Origin of the sequence: Hydrogenophaga taeniospiralis CCUG 15921, from assembly GCF_001592305.1 — a bacterium.
GTDB classification, from domain to species: Bacteria; Pseudomonadota; Gammaproteobacteria; order Burkholderiales; family Burkholderiaceae_C; genus Hydrogenophaga; species Hydrogenophaga taeniospiralis.
Window position 1 is genome coordinate 15860 of sequence record NZ_BCWR01000018.1, and the last position, 17482, is coordinate 33341.

Annotated in this window: 17 protein-coding genes and 2 tRNA genes; 9 read left to right on the forward strand and 10 right to left on the reverse strand. The window is 60.4% G+C overall.

Annotated features, from left to right (window positions below):
* Positions 1-75: 75 nt before the first annotated feature.
* The 8 genes from HTA01S_RS19250 to HTA01S_RS19285 all read left to right on the forward strand — a co-directional run bounded on the left by HTA01S_RS19250 (position 76) and on the right by HTA01S_RS19285 (position 6777).
* Complete coding sequence (locus HTA01S_RS19250; protein WP_068174373.1) at positions 76-1005, forward strand: polyprenyl synthetase family protein; 930 nt, start codon at positions 76-78, stop codon at positions 1003-1005.
* A gap of 52 nt (positions 1006-1057) precedes the next feature.
* Positions 1058-1134: transfer RNA gene (locus HTA01S_RS19255), tRNA-Pro, on the forward strand.
* 169 nt (positions 1135-1303) lie between these two features.
* On the forward strand, positions 1304-3040 hold the full coding sequence (gene pilB / locus HTA01S_RS19260; RefSeq protein WP_068174374.1) for a type IV-A pilus assembly ATPase PilB: 1737 nt from the start codon (positions 1304-1306) through the stop codon (positions 3038-3040).
* A gap of 32 nt (positions 3041-3072) precedes the next feature.
* Positions 3073-4290: a type II secretion system F family protein gene (locus tag HTA01S_RS19265; RefSeq protein ID WP_068174375.1), complete on the forward strand. Its 1218-nt coding sequence runs from the start codon at positions 3073-3075 to the stop codon at positions 4288-4290.
* Positions 4290-5153: a prepilin peptidase gene (locus tag HTA01S_RS19270; protein ID WP_068174376.1), complete on the forward strand. Its 864-nt coding sequence runs from the start codon at positions 4290-4292 to the stop codon at positions 5151-5153. The genes HTA01S_RS19265 and HTA01S_RS19270 overlap by 1 nt, the downstream gene beginning before the upstream one ends.
* 7 nt (positions 5154-5160) lie before the next feature.
* Positions 5161-5766: a dephospho-CoA kinase gene (coaE, locus tag HTA01S_RS19275; protein ID WP_068174377.1), complete on the forward strand. Its 606-nt coding sequence runs from the start codon at positions 5161-5163 to the stop codon at positions 5764-5766.
* Between the two features lie 43 nt (positions 5767-5809).
* Positions 5810-6565: a cell division protein ZapD gene (zapD, locus tag HTA01S_RS19280; protein ID WP_068174378.1), complete on the forward strand. Its 756-nt coding sequence runs from the start codon at positions 5810-5812 to the stop codon at positions 6563-6565.
* A gap of 8 nt (positions 6566-6573) precedes the next feature.
* On the forward strand, positions 6574-6777 hold the full coding sequence (locus HTA01S_RS19285) for a DNA gyrase inhibitor YacG (RefSeq protein WP_068174379.1): 204 nt from the start codon (positions 6574-6576) through the stop codon (positions 6775-6777).
* 21 nt (positions 6778-6798) lie between these two features.
* Here the strand turns inward: HTA01S_RS19285 and HTA01S_RS19290 are convergent, their stop codons facing one another.
* The 5 genes from HTA01S_RS19290 to HTA01S_RS19310 form a co-directional block, all read right to left on the reverse strand.
* Positions 6799-7251, reverse strand: a complete 453-nt coding sequence (locus HTA01S_RS19290; RefSeq protein ID WP_068174380.1) for an NUDIX domain-containing protein — start codon at positions 7249-7251, stop codon at positions 6799-6801.
* 77 nt (positions 7252-7328) lie between these two features.
* Entirely contained in the window at positions 7329-8207 is an 879-nt protein-coding gene (locus tag HTA01S_RS19295; protein ID WP_068174381.1) for an ATP-binding protein, read from the reverse strand.
* A gap of 78 nt (positions 8208-8285) precedes the next feature.
* Entirely contained in the window at positions 8286-9533 is a 1248-nt protein-coding gene (gene argJ / locus HTA01S_RS19300; protein WP_068174382.1) for a bifunctional glutamate N-acetyltransferase/amino-acid acetyltransferase ArgJ, read from the reverse strand.
* A gap of 59 nt (positions 9534-9592) precedes the next feature.
* Positions 9593-12337 (reverse strand): preprotein translocase subunit SecA, encoded by a 2745-nt coding sequence (gene secA, locus HTA01S_RS19305; RefSeq protein WP_068174383.1) that lies wholly within the window; start codon positions 12335-12337, stop codon positions 9593-9595.
* Between the two features lie 175 nt (positions 12338-12512).
* Positions 12513-13463 carry a M23 family metallopeptidase gene (locus HTA01S_RS19310; RefSeq protein WP_068174384.1) on the reverse strand — a complete coding sequence of 317 codons (951 nt, stop codon included), beginning with the start codon at positions 13461-13463 and terminating at the stop codon, positions 12513-12515.
* Positions 13464-13515: 52 nt separating this feature from the next.
* On the opposite strand from HTA01S_RS19310, the gene HTA01S_RS19315 reads away from it, so the two are divergent.
* Positions 13516-13833 carry a DciA family protein gene (locus HTA01S_RS19315; RefSeq protein ID WP_068174385.1) on the forward strand — a complete coding sequence of 106 codons (318 nt, stop codon included), beginning with the start codon at positions 13516-13518 and terminating at the stop codon, positions 13831-13833.
* A gap of 38 nt (positions 13834-13871) precedes the next feature.
* On the opposite strand, the gene HTA01S_RS19320 is transcribed toward HTA01S_RS19315, so the two are convergent.
* The 5 genes from HTA01S_RS19320 to HTA01S_RS19340 form a co-directional block, all read right to left on the reverse strand.
* Positions 13872-13947, reverse strand: a tRNA-Thr gene (locus tag HTA01S_RS19320).
* 21 nt (positions 13948-13968) lie between these two features.
* On the reverse strand, positions 13969-14508 hold the full coding sequence (locus HTA01S_RS19325) for a ClpXP protease specificity-enhancing factor (protein ID WP_068174386.1): 540 nt from the start codon (positions 14506-14508) through the stop codon (positions 13969-13971).
* 52 nt (positions 14509-14560) lie between these two features.
* On the reverse strand, positions 14561-15172 hold the full coding sequence (locus HTA01S_RS19330) for a glutathione S-transferase N-terminal domain-containing protein (protein WP_068174387.1): 612 nt from the start codon (positions 15170-15172) through the stop codon (positions 14561-14563).
* Between the two features lie 118 nt (positions 15173-15290).
* Positions 15291-16046 (reverse strand): cytochrome c1, encoded by a 756-nt coding sequence (locus tag HTA01S_RS19335; RefSeq protein WP_068174388.1) that lies wholly within the window; start codon positions 16044-16046, stop codon positions 15291-15293.
* A gap of 32 nt (positions 16047-16078) precedes the next feature.
* Positions 16079-17479 carry a cytochrome b gene (locus HTA01S_RS19340; protein WP_068174389.1) on the reverse strand — a complete coding sequence of 467 codons (1401 nt, stop codon included), beginning with the start codon at positions 17477-17479 and terminating at the stop codon, positions 16079-16081.
* Positions 17480-17482 lie beyond the last annotated feature (3 nt).

Below are 17482 nucleotides of genomic sequence, written 5' to 3' on the forward strand. Positions count from 1 at the left end.
CCTCCTCAGATCGCCCGCATCTTGACCTCAACCTCACTCCCCACATCCACCCCTCTGGATCTGATCCATCTGGACATGCAACGGGTTGATCAGGTGATCAGCGAACGGCTGACCACCGAGGTTCCGCTGGTCCGCGAAGTGGCCCAATACATCATCTCGGCGGGTGGCAAACGCCTGCGCCCCGCCTTGCTTTTGCTTGTCAGTGGAGCCCTGGGCAGCCAAAACCCCCATCGCCACGCCCTGGCCGCAGTGGTGGAGTTCATTCACACCGCCACCCTGCTGCACGATGATGTGGTCGACGAGTCGACCTTGCGTCGGGGCAGGGAAACGGCCAACGAACGGTTCGGGAATGCCGCCAGTGTGCTGGTGGGCGATTTTCTGTACTCGCGAGCCTTTCAAATGATGGTGGATGTCAATGACATGCGGGTCATGCAGGTACTGTCCGATGCCACCAATGTGATCGCGGAGGGCGAGGTGCTGCAACTCATGAACATGCACGACACCACACTGGATGAGGCAGCCTACCTGCGCGTGATTCGCTCCAAAACAGCCAAGCTGTTTGAGGCAAGCGCTCGGCTGGCTCCGATACTGGCAGGGGCCAACCCACAGATCGAAGCCCTCTGCGCCACCTACGGCCAGGCATTGGGGACAGCCTTCCAAGTGATCGACGACGTACTGGACTACGAAGGCAGCGCTGGTGAACTGGGCAAAAACCTGGGGGATGACCTGCGCGAAGGCAAGGTCACCCTGCCGATCATCTGTGCGCTGCGAACCGCCTCTGATACCGAGCAAAGCCTGATTCGCCAGGCTATTCAGCATGGGGACCTCACCCATCTGGACGACATCCTCTCCATCATCGTACAAACCGGGGCCCTCACATCGGCCCGCAACAGCGCCATGACCGAAGCACAAAGGGCCATTGACGCGGTCCGTCAGCTTCCCTCCAATGCCTACACCACAGCTTTGCTACAATTGGCGGCTGGACTGCTGGAGCGACGCTCCTAAAGAGTCTTTGGTGACCATCGCGGTCACCTAATGATTGGCCGCCAAGGCCCATCGGGGTGTAGCTTAGCCTGGTAGAGCGCTACGTTCGGGACGTAGAGGCCGGAGGTTCGAATCCTCTCACCCCGACCAGATTCCCATCACTTTGCAAACCCAAAGACTCGGTGTGCCCCAGTCTGGCACGAGGTTCTCCCGTTTCGCTACCTCCATACAACGCCAAACGCGCGCGGAGGCGCATTTTCGACACAAATCGCCTGAATAGTGGCGGCCAAGTCATTGATTTACGTTAGATTACGGGTTTATGGCATCTGTCGATACAGTGATCCAAGAGACCCCTTCCATGGCCTTGCCCGGCCTTGGCCGAGCACTGGTGTCTGCGGGAAAGTTGGGGCAAAAAACTGCAGAGGATCTGTACAAAAAGGCGCAAAGCAGTCGCAGCAGTTTCATCGCTGAGCTGATCGGTTCAGGCTCAGTTTCTGCGGCAGACTTGGCGCACACCATGTCCACAGCCTTCGCCGCTCCGCTGTTGGATCTGGATGCCATCGACGTTGGACGGCTGCCCAAAGGTCTGCTGGACTCGCGAATCTGCGCAGACTATCGCATCGTTGTCCTGAGCAAGCGCAACAACCGCCTGATGGTGGCCACGGCCGACCCCGCCGACCAGCAAGCCGCAGAAAAGATCAAGTTCGCGACCCAAATGGGTGTGGACTGGGTGATCGCGGAATACGACAAGCTCAGCAAGCTGGTGGAAGCCCAGACCACCACCGCCAACGAGGCGATGGACAACATCATCGGAGGCAGTGATTTCGAGTTCGACGACATGGCCACTGACCCTGTCGTGGCCGATGCAACCGACAAGGCTGCGGAGGTCGATGACGCGCCGGTCGTCAAGTTTCTGCACAAAATGTTGCTCGACGCGTTCAACATGCGAGCCTCCGATCTGCACTTCGAACCCTACGAACACACCTACCGGGTGCGTTTTCGCGTCGATGGCGAGTTGCGAGAGATTGCCTCTCCTCCGATTGCGATCAAGGACAAGCTGGCCTCCCGCATCAAGGTGATTTCCCGCATGGATATCTCCGAAAAGCGGGTGCCCCAGGATGGCCGCATGAAGCTCAAGGTAGGGCCAGACCGGGTGATCGACTTCCGGGTCAGCACGTTGCCAACGCTGTTCGGCGAGAAGATCGTGATCCGCATCCTGGACCCGAGCAGTGCCAAGGTCGGCATCGACGCCCTGGGTTATGAACCTGAAGAAAAGGAGCGGTTGATGAACGCCATCAGCCGCCCCTATGGCATGGTGCTCGTGACCGGGCCCACGGGCTCGGGCAAAACTGTGTCGCTCTACACCTGTCTGAATATTCTCAACAAGCCCGGCATCAATATCTCGACAGCTGAGGATCCATCCGAAATCAACCTGCCGGGCGTCAATCAGGTCAACGTCAACGAAAAAGCCGGGCTGACCTTCGCGGCGGCCCTCAAGGCCTTTCTGCGCCAGGATCCAGACGTGATCATGGTGGGTGAAATTCGCGATCTGGAGACCGCAGACATCTCCATCAAGGCCGCACAGACCGGCCACATGGTGCTCTCGACCCTTCACACCAACGATGCACCGACCACGCTCACGCGGATGATGAACATGGGTATCCCTACGTTCAACATCGCTTCCAGCGTGATCCTGATCACCGCACAGCGTCTCGCACGCAGGCTGTGCGCCACTTGCAAGGCACCGTTGGACGTTCCTCGCAAAGCGTTGGTCGATGCCGGGTTCAAAAGCGAAGAACTGGATGGCACTTGGACACCCTATAAGCCAGTGGGTTGTTCGGCATGCAACAACGGCTACAAGGGGCGCGTCGGTATCTACCAGGTCATGCCCATTTCGGAGGAGATCCAGCGCATCATTTTGCGTGGCGGCAGCGCGCTGGACATTGCCAAGCAGGCCAGTGTTGAAGGCGTGCGCACTCTGCGCGAATCGGGACTTCTCAAAGTCAGACAAGGCCTGACGTCGCTGGAAGAAGTTCTGAGCGTCACCAACGAATGAGCCCGCGCTAGACACAGGAACCCGAGAACACCATGGCAACTGCTGCATCCAAAAGCATCAAGGACTTCGTCTTCGAATGGGAAGGCAAGGACCGCAACGGCAAGTCGGTTAGAGGCGAAACCCGGGCAGCCGGTGAAAACCAAGTGCTGGCTGCGTTGCGCCGGCAAGGCATCGTGCCAGGCAAGGTGAAGAAGAGACGCATGTCGTCGGGCAAGAGAATCAAGCCCAAGGACATTGCCATTTTCACCCGTCAGCTGGCGACCATGATGAAGGCCGGCGTCCCGCTGCTGCAGGCCTTTGACATCGTTGGCCGTGGCAATCCCAACCCCAGCGTGACCAAGCTGCTCAACGACATTCGCAGCGATGTCGAAACCGGCACATCGCTCAGCGCGGCGTTCCGCAAGAACCCGCTGTACTTCGACAGCCTCTATTGCAACCTGGTGGAAGCGGGTGAAGCGGCCGGTATTCTGGAAGAGTTGCTCGACCGTCTTGCCGTCTACATGGAGAAGACCGAGGCCATCAAGTCCAAAATCAAGTCGGCGCTGATGTACCCCATCTCGGTGATCATCGTGGCCTTTGTCGTGGTGGCGGTGATCATGATTTTCGTGATTCCCTCGTTCAAGCAAGTGTTCACTTCTTTCGGCGCCGATCTGCCCGGTCCCACCTTGTTCGTCATCGCCATGAGCGAGTTTTTCACCGAATACTGGTGGCTGATCTTCGGTGGCCTCGGCGGCGGCTTCTATTTCTTCATGCAGGCGTGGCGCCGCAATGAAAAGGTCCAGATGTTCATGGACCGCCTCATGCTGAGGATGCCGATCTTTGGCGCATTGGTGGAAAAAGCGGTCATTGCACGCTGGACCCGCACGCTCGCGACGATGTTCGCTGCAGGGGTGCCCCTGGTCGAAGCACTGGACTCGGTGGGCGGCGCCTCCGGCAATTCGGTCTATGCCCAGGCGACCGAGAAGATCCAACAGGAAGTCTCCACCGGCACCAGTCTGACCAACGCCATGACCAATGCCAACCTCTTCCCATCCATGGTGCTGCAGATGTGTGCCATCGGGGAAGAGTCCGGCTCCATTGACCATATGTTGGGCAAAGCTGCCGACTTTTACGAAGCCGAAGTGGACGATATGGTGGCCGGTCTGTCCAGCCTGATGGAACCCATCATCATCGTGATTCTGGGCACCATCATTGGCGGCATCGTGGTTTCCATGTACCTGCCCATCTTCAAGCTGGGCCAGGTGGTTTGATGCCGGATGCGGGTGTTCTGGACGCGGCGCTACTGGGTGTGCTGGGTTTGCTGGTGGGCAGTTTTCTGAATGTGGTCATCCACCGTCTGCCCAAGATGATGGAGCTGCGTTGGGCGGCCGAATGCGCGGAGCTGCATCCACCTGTGGACCCGGGGCAGCAAGCCCAGAGCGCAGAACCCGCGCCGTTCAACTTGGTCGTTCCCCGGTCTCGTTGCCCGCACTGCGGGCACTCAATCCGCTGGTTTGAAAACATCCCGGTGCTCAGCTATCTGGTACTGCGAGGCAAATGCCGCAGTTGCGCGGCCCCCATCAGCCTCCGGTATCCGCTGGTGGAACTGGTTGGAGCGGCGCTGTTTGCCTGGTGTGGATGGAACTGGGGCTTGACCGCAGAGGCGCTGGCCTGGTGCGGCTTTTCAGCCGCCGTCCTAGCGCTGGCCTGTATCGACTGGGACACCACACTGCTGCCCGACGACATCACGCTTCCACTGCTTTGGGCGGGCCTCTGCGCAGCTGGCCTGCGTTTGACCGACACAGCACTGCCCGACGCCCTCTGGGGGACGGTCGCCGGTTACCTCTCGCTGTGGCTGGTGTATTGGGCCTTCAAGCTGGTGACCGGCAAGGAAGGCATGGGCTATGGCGACTTCAAACTATTCGCAGCCTTTGGCGCGTGGTTTGGCTGGCAAGCGCTCATTCCGGTCATCCTCATGGCATCTGTTGTTGGTGCCATTGTCGGCATAGCGATCAAGCTCTTGGGACAGCTGCGCGAAGGCGGTTATGTACCCTTCGGTCCGTTCCTGGCAGTAGCTGGCTTGACCTCGATGATTTTCGGCCCCACGGCCATCGTGTCCATCATCGGCCTTTGATCCTGCCATGACCGCGCGCACCATCCTGCGCCTGGGACTCACCGGAGGCATCGGCAGCGGCAAGAGTACGGTGGCCCACTTGCTGCAGCAGCGGGGGGCCACCGTGATAGACGCCGATGCCATTTCCCGCGCCTGCACGCTCGAAGGCGGTGCGGCCATCCCGGCCATCACACAAGCTTTCGGACCTGAGTTCATCACCCCGGGCGGAGCGCTGGATCGTCCGCACATGCGCGATCATGTGTTCAACCACCCCGAAGCCAGACAGGTCCTTGAGGCCATCGTCCACCCCTTGGTGCGCGCTGAAATCCAACGACAAGCCGCTGCGTCCGGCTCACCATGCCTGGTGTTCGATGTGCCCTTGCTGGTTGAGTCGCCAGAGTGGCGCCACCAGCTCGACCGCGTGCTGGTGGTGGACTGTTCGGAGGAAACGCAGATCCGCCGCGTGACCGAGCGCAACGGTTGGAACCGCGGCACCATAGAAGCCGTGTTGCGCAGCCAGTCTCCGCGCGCACGAAGACTGGTCGCCGCCGACACGGTGATCTTCAACGACGGTTACCAGATCGAACCCTTGCAGCGCCTGGTGGGTCTGCTCGCCGATGAGTTCGGGCTATGATGAAAGCCCTGTCCGATGCCAGACTCTGCGAAGCTCCGCCGCTGTGATCCTGTACGAATACCCTCTCAACGAACGCATACGAACCTACCTGCGGCTGGAGCAGCTGTTCCGTCGTCTGGCCGAGTTGGTACCACGCAGCCACGCGCTGGATCATCACTACGCCATCCAGACCATTTTCGAGATCATGGACGTCGCCTCACGCGCCGACATGAAGTCCGATGTGCTCAAAGACATCGACCGGCAGAAACAGCAGCTCAACAGCTACCGGGGCAACCCGGCGATTGCCGAGCAGGTGCTGGACGGTGTCATTGCCCAGCTGGATGACTGTTTCACCCAGCTCAACCAACTCGTGGGCAAAACAGGCCAGTCCCTGACCGAGAACGATTGGCTCATGAGCATCCGTAGTCGCATCGGCATACCCGGGGGCACCTGTGAATTCGACTTGCCTGCCTATTTCGACTGGCAGCACCACAGCACAGAACAGCGCCAGGCCGATCTGCAGCGCTGGGCCGAACCGCTGGCGCCGTTGGCAGAGTCCATTGTGCTGCTGCTGAAGATGCTCAGGGACTCTGGATCACCGCAGAAGGTGGTGGCACCGGCCGGCCAATTCCAGCAGAACCTGCCGCAAGGTCGTAGTTTCCAGTTGCTGCGTTTGCGCATCGATCCCTCACAAGGTCTGATACCCGAGATCAGCGGCAATCGGCTGTTGCTCTCCGTGCGACTGATGCGCAAGGGCGACGACGACCGACTGCACCTGGCGCAGGAAGATGCCACTTTCGAACTGACGCTCTGCGCTTGAGGTGGTCCATGGTAAACACCGCCAACGAAGCCCCAAGCCATATCGTGCGTTGCCCCGGCTGCGGAGGACCCAGCGTGTATGGGCCCAACAACCGGTTCCGCCCCTTCTGCGACGAACGCTGCAAGAACATGGACTTGGGTGCTTGGGCCAGCGAACGCTTCAAACTGCCCGAGCAGTTACCCAACAGGGATCCGGATTTCGAGCAGAGCTGAACAATTTTTGCGAAACAGCGCTCAGGCAGCCTGTTCCGCGGCCAGCCATTCCAGCACGGGCACCGTTCCGGCCAACACCGGACGACAGCAAACCGGCAGACGCTCCCAGCTGAACTGCTGTCCCTCACGCATGTGCAGGGCGCCGGTCCAGTCGAACACTTTGCAGAAATGCAACCGCACCAAGGCATGGGGGTAGTCCACAAGCGCCTCCCTCCAGGCATGTACAGCGCCTATCGTCACCCCGATTTCTTCCTGCAGTTCGCGCCGCAAGGCCTGCTCCACGTCTTCACCGGCTTCGAGCTTTCCTCCTGGAAACTCCCAATAGCCTGCATAGACCTTACCTTCGGGCCGGGACGTCAGCAGAAACCGGCTGGCGGAGTCGATCAAAATCCCCACAGCCACATCCACCACCGGCCGGTCACCCGAATCGCCGCGCTGGCGGTCGGCATCGACCACCAGAACCCTATCGTTCATCGGGATCCGCCTTGAAACGGCTCTCTGGCATGGAAGCAACGGTGGTCCAAGGAGCAGGAAAACGGGGACGTTTCACATCAGCCCCGGGTGGCATGCGTACCTGCGTAGTCGCGCGCGAACTGGTAGGCCACACGGCCACTGCGCGAGCCCCGCTCCAACGCCCACACCAGGGCCTGCGAACGGGCCGCCTCGATTTCGCCGGCCGAGACGCCGAAAGACGACAACCACTGGGCCACGATGGACAGGTACTCGTCCTGACTGAATGGATAAAAACTCACCCAAAGACCGAAGCGCTCGGACAGGGAAATTTTCTCCTCCACCACTTCCCCGGGGTGCACCTCGCCATCGGAGGTATGGGTGTAGCTGAGGTTTTCTTTCATGTATTCCGGTAGCAGATGGCGTCGGTTGCTGGTAGCGTAAATCAGCACGTTCGGACCTGCGGCCGCCACCGAACCATCCAGGATGGATTTCAGTGCCTTGTAGCCCGGCTCACCTTCTTCAAAACTCAGGTCGTCGCAGAACACGATGAAGCGCTCGGGGCGCTCAGCCACCACGTTCACGATGTCGGGCAGATCCACCAGATCTGCCTTGTCCACCTCGATCAATCGCAGCCCTTGTGCAGAAAACTCGTGAAGGCAAGCCTTGACCAGGGATGACTTGCCGGTGCCTCGGGCTCCGGTGAGCAGCACGTTGTTGGCTGGCAGCCCCTGTACAAATTGATGGGTGTTGCGCTGGATCTTGTCCTTCTGACCATCAATCTCCTGCAGATCGGTCAGGCGCATCGCACCCACATGGCGCACCGGCTCCAGCACACCATGACCGCTGCTTCGTTTGCGGTAGCGAAACGCCACCGAAGCCGACCAGTCGGGTGCCCCCAACGGTTGCGGCAACACGGATTCGATGCGGGAGATCAGTTGCTCGGCCCGCTCCAGCAAACGCTCGAAGTTCTCATTCATCTCGGGCGCTTCAACACAACACAGCCACGAGAACAGCAGCCTTTGGCGTGCACGCGGCGTGCAGAAAAATGGAGAATCTCATGAACGGTAATCCGCGTTGATCGTCACGTAGTCGTGGCTGAAATCACAGGTCCACACCGTCTCGGCGGCGGTTCCACGCCCCAAGCCGATGCGCACCAGGATCTCGGCTTCCTTCATCACGCGTTGGCCGTCTTCCTCGCGGTAGGCCAGATGGCGGCCACCAGCGGCCACCACATGCACATCACCCAGATGCAGTTCGATCTTGGTTGCATCCAGGTCTGCTATGCCAGCGTAGCCCACAGCGGCGAGGATGCGCCCCAGATTCGGATCGCTGGCGAAGAACGCCGTCTTCACCAGGGGCGAATGTGCCACTGCGTAGGCCACCTGCAGACATTCCGCCGCCGTGCCGCCGCCTTCGACCTGCACGGTGATGAACTTGGTGGCCCCCTCGCCATCGCGGACGATGGCATGGGCCAGATGTTGCGCCACCGGGGTGAGTACCGCCAACAGCGCCTGTCCATCCGGGCTGTCCAGATCGGTCACGGCGGCGTTGCCCGCCTGACCCGTGGCCACGATCACAAACGAATCGTTGGTGGAGGTGTCGCCATCCACCGTCACGCGGTTGAACGACACATCGGCCAGACGGCGCGCCAGCGCGTTCATAAGCCCGGGATCTACACAGGCATCCGTGGCCACGAAACCGAGCATGGTGGCCATGTTGGGCCGGATCATGCCGGCTCCCTTGGCGATGCCGGTCACGCTGACCATGCGCCCACCCACTGTGGCCTGACGACTGATCGCTTTAGGCAAGGTGTCGGTGGTCATGATGCCTTCCGCAGCCGACAGCCACTGCTCACCGCCCGTCACCACAGGTTGCGCCGCGCTTTCGAGCGCAGCGGGCAGACCGGACAGCAGGCGCTCAAGCGGTAGCGGCTCCATGATCACACCCGTTGAAAACGGCAGCACCTGCTCATGCTGCAAACCCAGCGCCAACGCAAGCGCGGAACAGGTCTGACGGGCATGGGCGAGCCCGGGCTCGCCGGTTCCGGCGTTGGCGTTCCCGGTGTTGACGACCATGACACGGATCGGGCTGCCGGACCCCAAATGCTCGCGGCACACCTGCACCGGCGCTGCAGCGTAACGATTCTGTGTGAACACCGCGCCCACGGCACTGCCCTCATCGAGCAGGAAGACCGTCAAGTCCTTGCGATTGGCCTTGCGGATACCGGCTTGCGCAACACCAATGCGCACACCGGGAATGGCCAGCAGATCAGCGGCTCGGGGTGGGTTGAGAAGAACAGGCATGAGACTCCTTGAATGGATCCGACCACCCTGCGGCGGCCAGCGGTCGCCGCAGGAAGGGTTCAGTCCAGCTTGCCGTGGCAGTGTTTGTACTTCTTTCCGCTTCCACAGGGGCAGGCTTCGTTGCGACCGACCCGGGGAACCGTGGTCACCTCGGTATCCGAATCGGTGATGGTCTGAGCCTCGCCCGTTTCGGTGGGTGCGGTATAGGTCACATTGGTGATCCGCTCGGCACGATCTTCCAGTTGTTCTGCGACTTCCGACATCTGCTCGGCCGACTGCACGCGCACATTCATCAGAATCCGGCTGACGTCGTTCTTGACACTGTCGAGCAACTGACCGAAAAGCACAAAGGCTTCGCGCTTGTACTCCTGTTTGGGTTGTTTCTGCGCGTAGCCGCGCAGATGAATCCCTTGGCGCAGATAGTCGAGCGCCGACAGATGCTCGCGCCATTGGCTGTCGATGGTCTGCAACAGCACCACGCGCTCGAACTGGGTGAAGTTCTCTTCGCCCACGGTCTGCACCTTGCCGTCAAACACCGCCTTGGCCGCAGCCAGCACGCGCTCGACGATTTCTTCCACGTCGATCGCCTCGGCGTCCGACACCCAGGACGTCACCGGCGCATCCACCGACCACTCTTCGCGCAACACCCGCTCCAGCGCGGGCAAGTCCCACTGTTCTTCAACGCTGCCCTCGGGCACGTACTGATGCACAAGGTCGGTGAAGCAGCCGTCGCGCAAGGAATCGATCTGGGCGCGCAGGCTCTGCGCATCCAGGATGTCGTTGCGCTGCTGGTAGATCACTTTGCGCTGATCATTGGAGACGTCATCGTATTCGAGCAACTGTTTGCGGATGTCGAAGTTACGCGCTTCGACCTTGCGTTGCGCGCTTTCGATACTGCGCGTGACAATGCCCGCCTCGATGGCTTCCCCTTCAGGCATCTTCAGCCGATCCATGATGGCGCGCACGCGGTCGCCCGCGAAGATCCGCATCAACGAGTCGTCCAGGCTCAGATAGAAGCGAGACGAGCCCGGGTCGCCCTGGCGACCGGAGCGGCCGCGCAACTGGTTGTCGATGCGACGCGATTCGTGGCGTTCGGTGGCGATGATGCGCAAACCACCCAGGGCCTTGACCTTCTCATGGTCCAGCTGCCACTGCTGGCGCAGGGTTTCGAGACGGGCAGCCTTGGCTGCGGCGTCCAGCGACTCGTCGACCTCAATAGCGGCGCTCATCTTCTCCAGGTTACCGCCGAGCACGATGTCGGTCCCGCGACCGGCCATGTTGGTCGCGATGGTGATGGCACCAGGACGGCCGGCCTGCACGATGATGTCGGCCTCGCGGGCGTGCTGCTTGGCGTTGAGCACCTCGTGAGGCAGCTTCTCTTTCGTCAGCAGATCCGCAATGATTTCCGAGTTCTCGATCGACGAGGTGCCCACCAGCACCGGTTGGCCTCGCTCATGGCATTCGCGGATGTCTTCGATCGCAGCCACGTACTTCTCGTTGGTGGTCTTGTACACGCGGTCCAGCTGGTCCTCGCGTTTGCTTGGCCGGTTCGGTGGAATCACCACGGTTTCCAGACCGTAGATTTCCTGGAACTCGTAGGCCTCGGTATCGGCCGTACCGGTCATGCCGGAGAGCTTGCCGTACAGGCGGAAATAGTTCTGGAACGTGATCGATGCCAGCGTCTGGTTCTCCGGCTGGATCGCCACCCCTTCCTTGGCCTCCACGGCCTGGTGCAAGCCATCGCTCCAGCGCCGCCCGGACATCAGGCGGCCGGTGAACTCGTCGACGATGACAATCTCGCCGTTCTGGTTCACATAGTGCTGGTCGCGGTGGTAGAGATGGTGCGCCTTGAGCGACGTCACCAGGTGGTGCAGCAGCGCGATGTTGGCCGGGTCGTACAGCGAGGCGCCCTCGGGCAGCAGACCGGCCTGGCTCAACAGGCGTTCGGCATTTTCATGCCCCTGCTCGGTCATGTGGATGGAATGCGCTTTCTCATCCAGCGTGAAGTCGCCAGGCTTGATGACGCCTTCGCCCGTGCGGGGATCGGCTTCGCCTTCTTGTCGCACCAGATGGGGAACCAACTGCTTGATCGCCAAGTACACCTCGGTCTGGTCCTCGGCCTGACCGCTGATGATCAGCGGCGTGCGGGCCTCGTCGATCAGGATCGAGTCCACCTCGTCAACGATGGCGTAGTTCAGACCTCGCTGCACACGGTCGGCGGACTCATAGACCATGTTGTCGCGCAGGTAGTCAAAACCGTATTCGTTGTTGGTGCCGTAGGTGATGTCGGCCCGGTAGGCGGCCTGCTTCTCTTCGCGCGGTGCTTGCGGCAGGTTGATGCCCACGGTGAGGCCGAGAAAGTTGTACAGCCGCCCCATCCACTGCGCGTCACGACTCGCCAGGTAGTCGTTGACCGTCACGACGTGCACACCCTTGCCGGTGAGCGCGTTCAGATACACGGGCAGCGTGGCGGTCAGCGTCTTGCCCTCGCCGGTGCGCATTTCGGCCACTTTGCCATGGTGCAGCGCCAGTCCGCCTACAAGCTGCACGTCGAAGTGGCGCATCTTCATGACGCGCTTGCTGGCCTCGCGAACCACCGCAAATGCCTCGGGCAGAATGGCCTCAAGGGCCTCGCCGTCGGTGATACGGCGCTTGAACACATCGGTCTGCGCCTTCAGCTCGTCATCGCTGAGTTTCTCAAACTGGGGTTCAAGGCCGTTGATGCGCTCCACCGTCTTGCGGTAGGTCTTGAGCAAGCGGTCGTTGCGGCTACCAAATATTTTGGTGAGGAAGTTTGTGGCCATACGTGCAGGCCTGTACCGGACACGCGACAAGCGCGCGCCGGCCGGGCTAAATGAAATCGGTGGGCTCTCTGGCCAACGGATCGAAACAAAACGCCAGGAAGGTCCCCGTGATCTGCTGACGAACGCTGTGCTTTCAAGAGCAAAGTGCTGATTTTACCCGGCGCTCAGGGCCGGGTCAGCGCAGGCGGGCCTTGCTGACCTGCAGGCTGGCCGTCGCCATGGTCTCGCCAGCGGCGAGGAACCGCTGGGGGTCCTGGGGCACCCCGGACACCCAGACCTCAAAGTGCAAATGGGGCCCGGTTGAACGACCGGTTGAACCCACCTCGGCAATCTTTTGTCCTCGTTTGACAATATCCCCCTTCCGCACGTGCACCTTGGATGCATGGGCATATCGGGTGATCAGATTGTTACCGTGATCGACTTCGACCATGTTGCCGTACGCTGGGTGAACCTCTTGCACCACGACAACGCCACCGGCCGCCGCCAGGATCGGCGTTCCAGTGTCGGCCGGGAAGTCCAGCCCAGTGTGCAAGGCCGACCGCCCATTGATGGGATCGATGCGAAAACCAAACGGCGAACCCACACGTCCACCGGCCACCGGTTGTTCGGTCGGCACCATGGTCCGCTGGATTTTCTGATCAAAGAGCCGCGACTCCACCACCGTCAACCAGTCAACGCGCGAACCACTGGCCATATCCAGCTGGTCCATGGCTTGCGCCAACTCCTCCAACGTCAGGTCGCGCCCTGAAATCAGCGCCCCGCCTGCACCTTGGTGGACTCGGAACTCCTGCGGGTTGAGTCCGGCCAGGCCCGCCACCCGCTCGCCCAGGGATTCGATTTGCAGCATGCGCGCCTGCATCTCCCCGAGTTTGCGCGCCATGGCGTCGAGGTTCTCGCGCATGTAGACCTCTTTCGAGTCCACCTCGCCCTGTGTGACCAAGCGGGCCACCGATCCAAAACCTGGCCACCCCTGACGCACACCTTCAAGAAACACCCAGTGATAGGCAGCCACGGCCCCCAACATCAGCAACATCGACGCCACCACACCCGCCGCCAGCAGCTTCAGACTGCTCAGGTGCAGAGCCCGACTCTTGGCCAACCAGGCATCCGTGATAATGATGTGCACAATTCAACCTTTCGTGATGGCACCGGCTTCAAACCCGAAGCCCCAAGATCGCATGAGCACCGCCCCACGACTTCACACCATGCTCAGCCTGGAGCAGGCTGTCGGAGCAGCCCCCTCGCTCGCTGCATTGCAGGAACGCATACGCGCGTCCCGGCAATGCATGGAACAGGTGCAGCACCTGATCCCGACAAATCTTCGTCGGCACATCAAGGCGGGCCCCATACAGGACACCGAATGGTGCCTCTTGGTGGGCAGTGCAGCCGCATCGACCAAGCTCCGCCAGTTGCTGCCCAGCCTGCAACAAGCCCTGACCCAAAATGGGGCGCAGGTTAACTCAATTCGCATCAAAGTCCAAATCCCGGAACAATGAAGTCGGATTTGCGCTCCGCCACCCCGTGGGGCCAACGGTGGTGCCGCTTGTCTGACTCGAACAGACGACCTATCGCTTACAAGGCGATTGCTCTACCAACTGAGCTAAAGCGGCCCTGAAACAGGGACTCGGATTTTACTTGACGCGCTTGAGCTGGGGTCGCCCACCTCCACGCGATGGACCATCAGGCGGTGAATTGAGGGGATCGACCGCCTCCGTGGGAGCACCCTCGTTTGGTACGGCACGCAGCGTCCCGCGGTCTGGAGGGTCCTGGGAACGGGCTGGATCTGGTGCGCCAGCAGGCGCCTTCGGCGCTTCGCTCTGCTGTTCGGCAGGGGTGGCGACCGGAGACGGCGGGGGAAAGGCCATGCCTTGTCCGTTCTCGCGCGCATAGATCGCCACCACATGACTCACCGGCACCACGATCTCTCGGGCGATGCCACCAAACCGCGCTTTGAATTCGATGAAATCGTTGCCCAGCCGCAAGGAGCTGGTGGCGTCAAAGCTCACATTGAGCACGATTTCCCCATGCTGGACGAATTCCATCGGCACCTGTACCGAAGCATCCACCTGCACGGCGATATAGGGGGAAAACCCGTGATCAACACACCACTCATGCAGCGCACGGATCAAGTATGGACGGGTGGAGGGAGCCTCCTGCTCGATGGAACTCATCTGAATCCCCGCCGGCACCCCATCGCCTCACCCGGTTTGAAGTACCACACGCTCACTTGCGCATCACTTTTTCAGATGGCGTCAGCGCCTCGATATAGGCGGGACGCGAGAAGATGCGTTCGGCGTACTTGAGCAATGGTGCCGCATTCTTGCTCAGTTCGATGCCGTAAAAATCCAGGCGCCACAACAGCGGCGCTATGGCGACGTCCAGCATGGAGAAGTTGTCTCCCAGCATGAACTTGTTCTTGAGGAACACCGGAGCCAGTTGGGTCAGACGGTCGCGGATGTGAGCGCGGGCTTTTTCCAGCGCCTTCTCGTTGCCCTTGGTGCTACGCGATTCCAGCATCGAAACATGCGTGAACAACTCCTTCTCGAAGTTCAGCAGGAACAGGCGCACGCGAGCGCGGTCCACCGGGTCGCCCGGCATGAGTTGGGGATGCGGGAAGCGCTCGTCAATGTACTCGTTGATGATGTTCGATTCGTACAGGATCAAGTCGCGCTCGACCAGGATTGGCACCTGTCCATACGGATTCATGACACCGATGTCTTCGGGCTTGTTGTACAGATCCACGTCCCGGATTTCAAAGTCCATGCCCTTCTCGAACAGAACGAAACGGCAGCGGTGGGAATAGGGGCAGGTGGTGCCCGAGTACAAGACCATCATGAGGGAGTCTCCTTAAAGCAAAAAACAGTGGATTGCAAAAACACCATGCCGGTGCCGCAATCCACTGTGGGACGGACGGAGTACGCCATCAACGCGGCGCACCTCAACCCGAATCGGATTATTTGACGTCTTTCCAGTAAGACGCGTTCAGGCGCCAAGCGACCAGCGTAAAGACTGCAAGGAACAGCAGAACCCACACGCCGATGCGCACGCGGCTGTTTTGAGCCGGCTCGCTCATCCACTGAAGATAGGCCACCAGATCACCGACATTCTGGTCGTATTCAGCGGCGCTGAGCGTACCTGGTTTGACTTGGTCCCAGCCTTTGAGCAACTCCACTTCGTGTCCGTGGCTGTCCACCTTTTCGTAGACGGGTTTGCGCTCACCCTGCAACTGCCACAACGGGTTGGGCATCCCGATGTTCGGGAACACCAAGTTGTTCCAGCCGGTGGGCTTGGTCTCGTCGCGGTAGTAGCTGCGCAGCAACGTGTAGATATAGTCGGCCCCGGTTCCGGCACTGCTGGAACGCGAGCGCGCGATCACTGTCAAGTCGGGAGGGTTGGCGCCAAACCAGGCTTTCGCCTGCCGCGGATCGATCGCCGACTTCATCGTGTCACCAATCTTGTCGGTGGCAAAAGTCAGGTTTTCCGCAATCTGCTTGTCGTTCAACCCGATGTCCCGCAAGCGGTTGTAGCGCATGAAGGCCGCCGAATGGCAGCTCAGACAGTAGTTGACAAACAGCTTGGCGCCGTTTTGAAGGGCTGCCATGTCGTTGGTGCGATTGGGCGCCTTGTCCAGCGGGAAACCACCACCAGCGGCCAGAACCGAACCCGACAGGCCCAGGGCCAGCGCAAAGCCCATAAGGATTTTTTTCATTTGCTTGACTCTCCGGAATGGCTCGTGTGGGCTCAATGGGGGTGGAAGGTGACGCGGCTGGGCACCGGCTTGAATTCGCCCAGGCGACTCCACCAGGGCATCAGCAGGAAAAAGCCGAAGTAAAACAGCGTGCCCACTTGCGAAACACGTTCACCAACAGGCGAAGGCGGCTGCACCCCTAGATAGCCCAGGATCAGGAAGTTGATCACGAACACCAGGTAGAGCCACTTGTTCCAGCTCGGGCGGTAGCGAATCGACTTGACGGGGCTGTTGTCCAGCCAGGGCAGGAAGAACAGGATCACGACGGCGCCACCCATGGCGACCACGCCCCAGAACTTGGCATCGATGGCCATCATCAGGGCCACCAGCACCACAGCCCCCCCCACCACCGCACCCTTCATGACCATGTTGAGCCGTGCTTTGATCACACCCAGCAGAGCGCCCAGCAACACGCAGGCGATCAAGGCGTACATCATCTCGCTGGTGATGGCGCGCAGCATGGAATAGAAAGGCGTGAAGTACCAGACCGGCGCAATGTGCAGTGGCGTGACCAGCGGGTCGGCCGGGATGAAGTTGTTGTACTCAAGGAAGTAGCCACCGAACTCGGGCGCGAAGAACACGATGGCAGAGAACACCATCAGGAACAGCGACACACCGAAGATGTCGTGCACGCTGTAATACGGGTGGAACGGAATGCCGTCCAACGGAATGCCCTTGTCGTCCTTGGTTGCCTTGATCTCGACGCCGTCAGGGTTGTTGGAGCCCACTTCATGCAGCGCAATGATGTGCGCCACCACGAGGCCAAGCAGGACCAGCGGCACGGCGATCACGTGGAAGCTGAAGAACCGGTTGAGGGTGGCGTCGCCCACCACGAAATCGCCACGGATCAACAAGGCCAGATCGGGGCCAACAAAGGGAATGGCCGAGAACAGGTTGACGATCACTTGGGCGCCCCAGTAAGACATCTGGCCCCACGGCAGCAGATAGCCCATGAAAGCTTCGGCCATCAACACCAGGAAGATGGCACAACCGAAGACCCAGACCAGTTCACGCGGCTTGCGGTACGAGCCGTAGATCAGGCCACGGTACATGTGGAGATACACCACCACGAAGAAGGCAGATGCCCCGGTGGAATGCATGTAGCGAATCAACCAACCCCAAGGCACATCGCGCATGATGTACTCGACCGAAGCAAAAGCCGTGGTCGCATCGGGCTTGTAATGCATCACGAGGAAGATGCCGGTCACGATCTGAATCACCAGCACCAGCAGTGCCAGCGAACCGAAGATGTACCACCAGTTGAAGTTCTTCGGCGCGTAGTACTCGGCCATGTGCTCATTGAAGAGCTTGGAGAGCGGGAACCTGTTGTCAACCCAGTTCAGGGCCTTTTGGCCCAGGGGAGCGTCGGGGGAGATTTCTTTGAATTCAGCCATGGA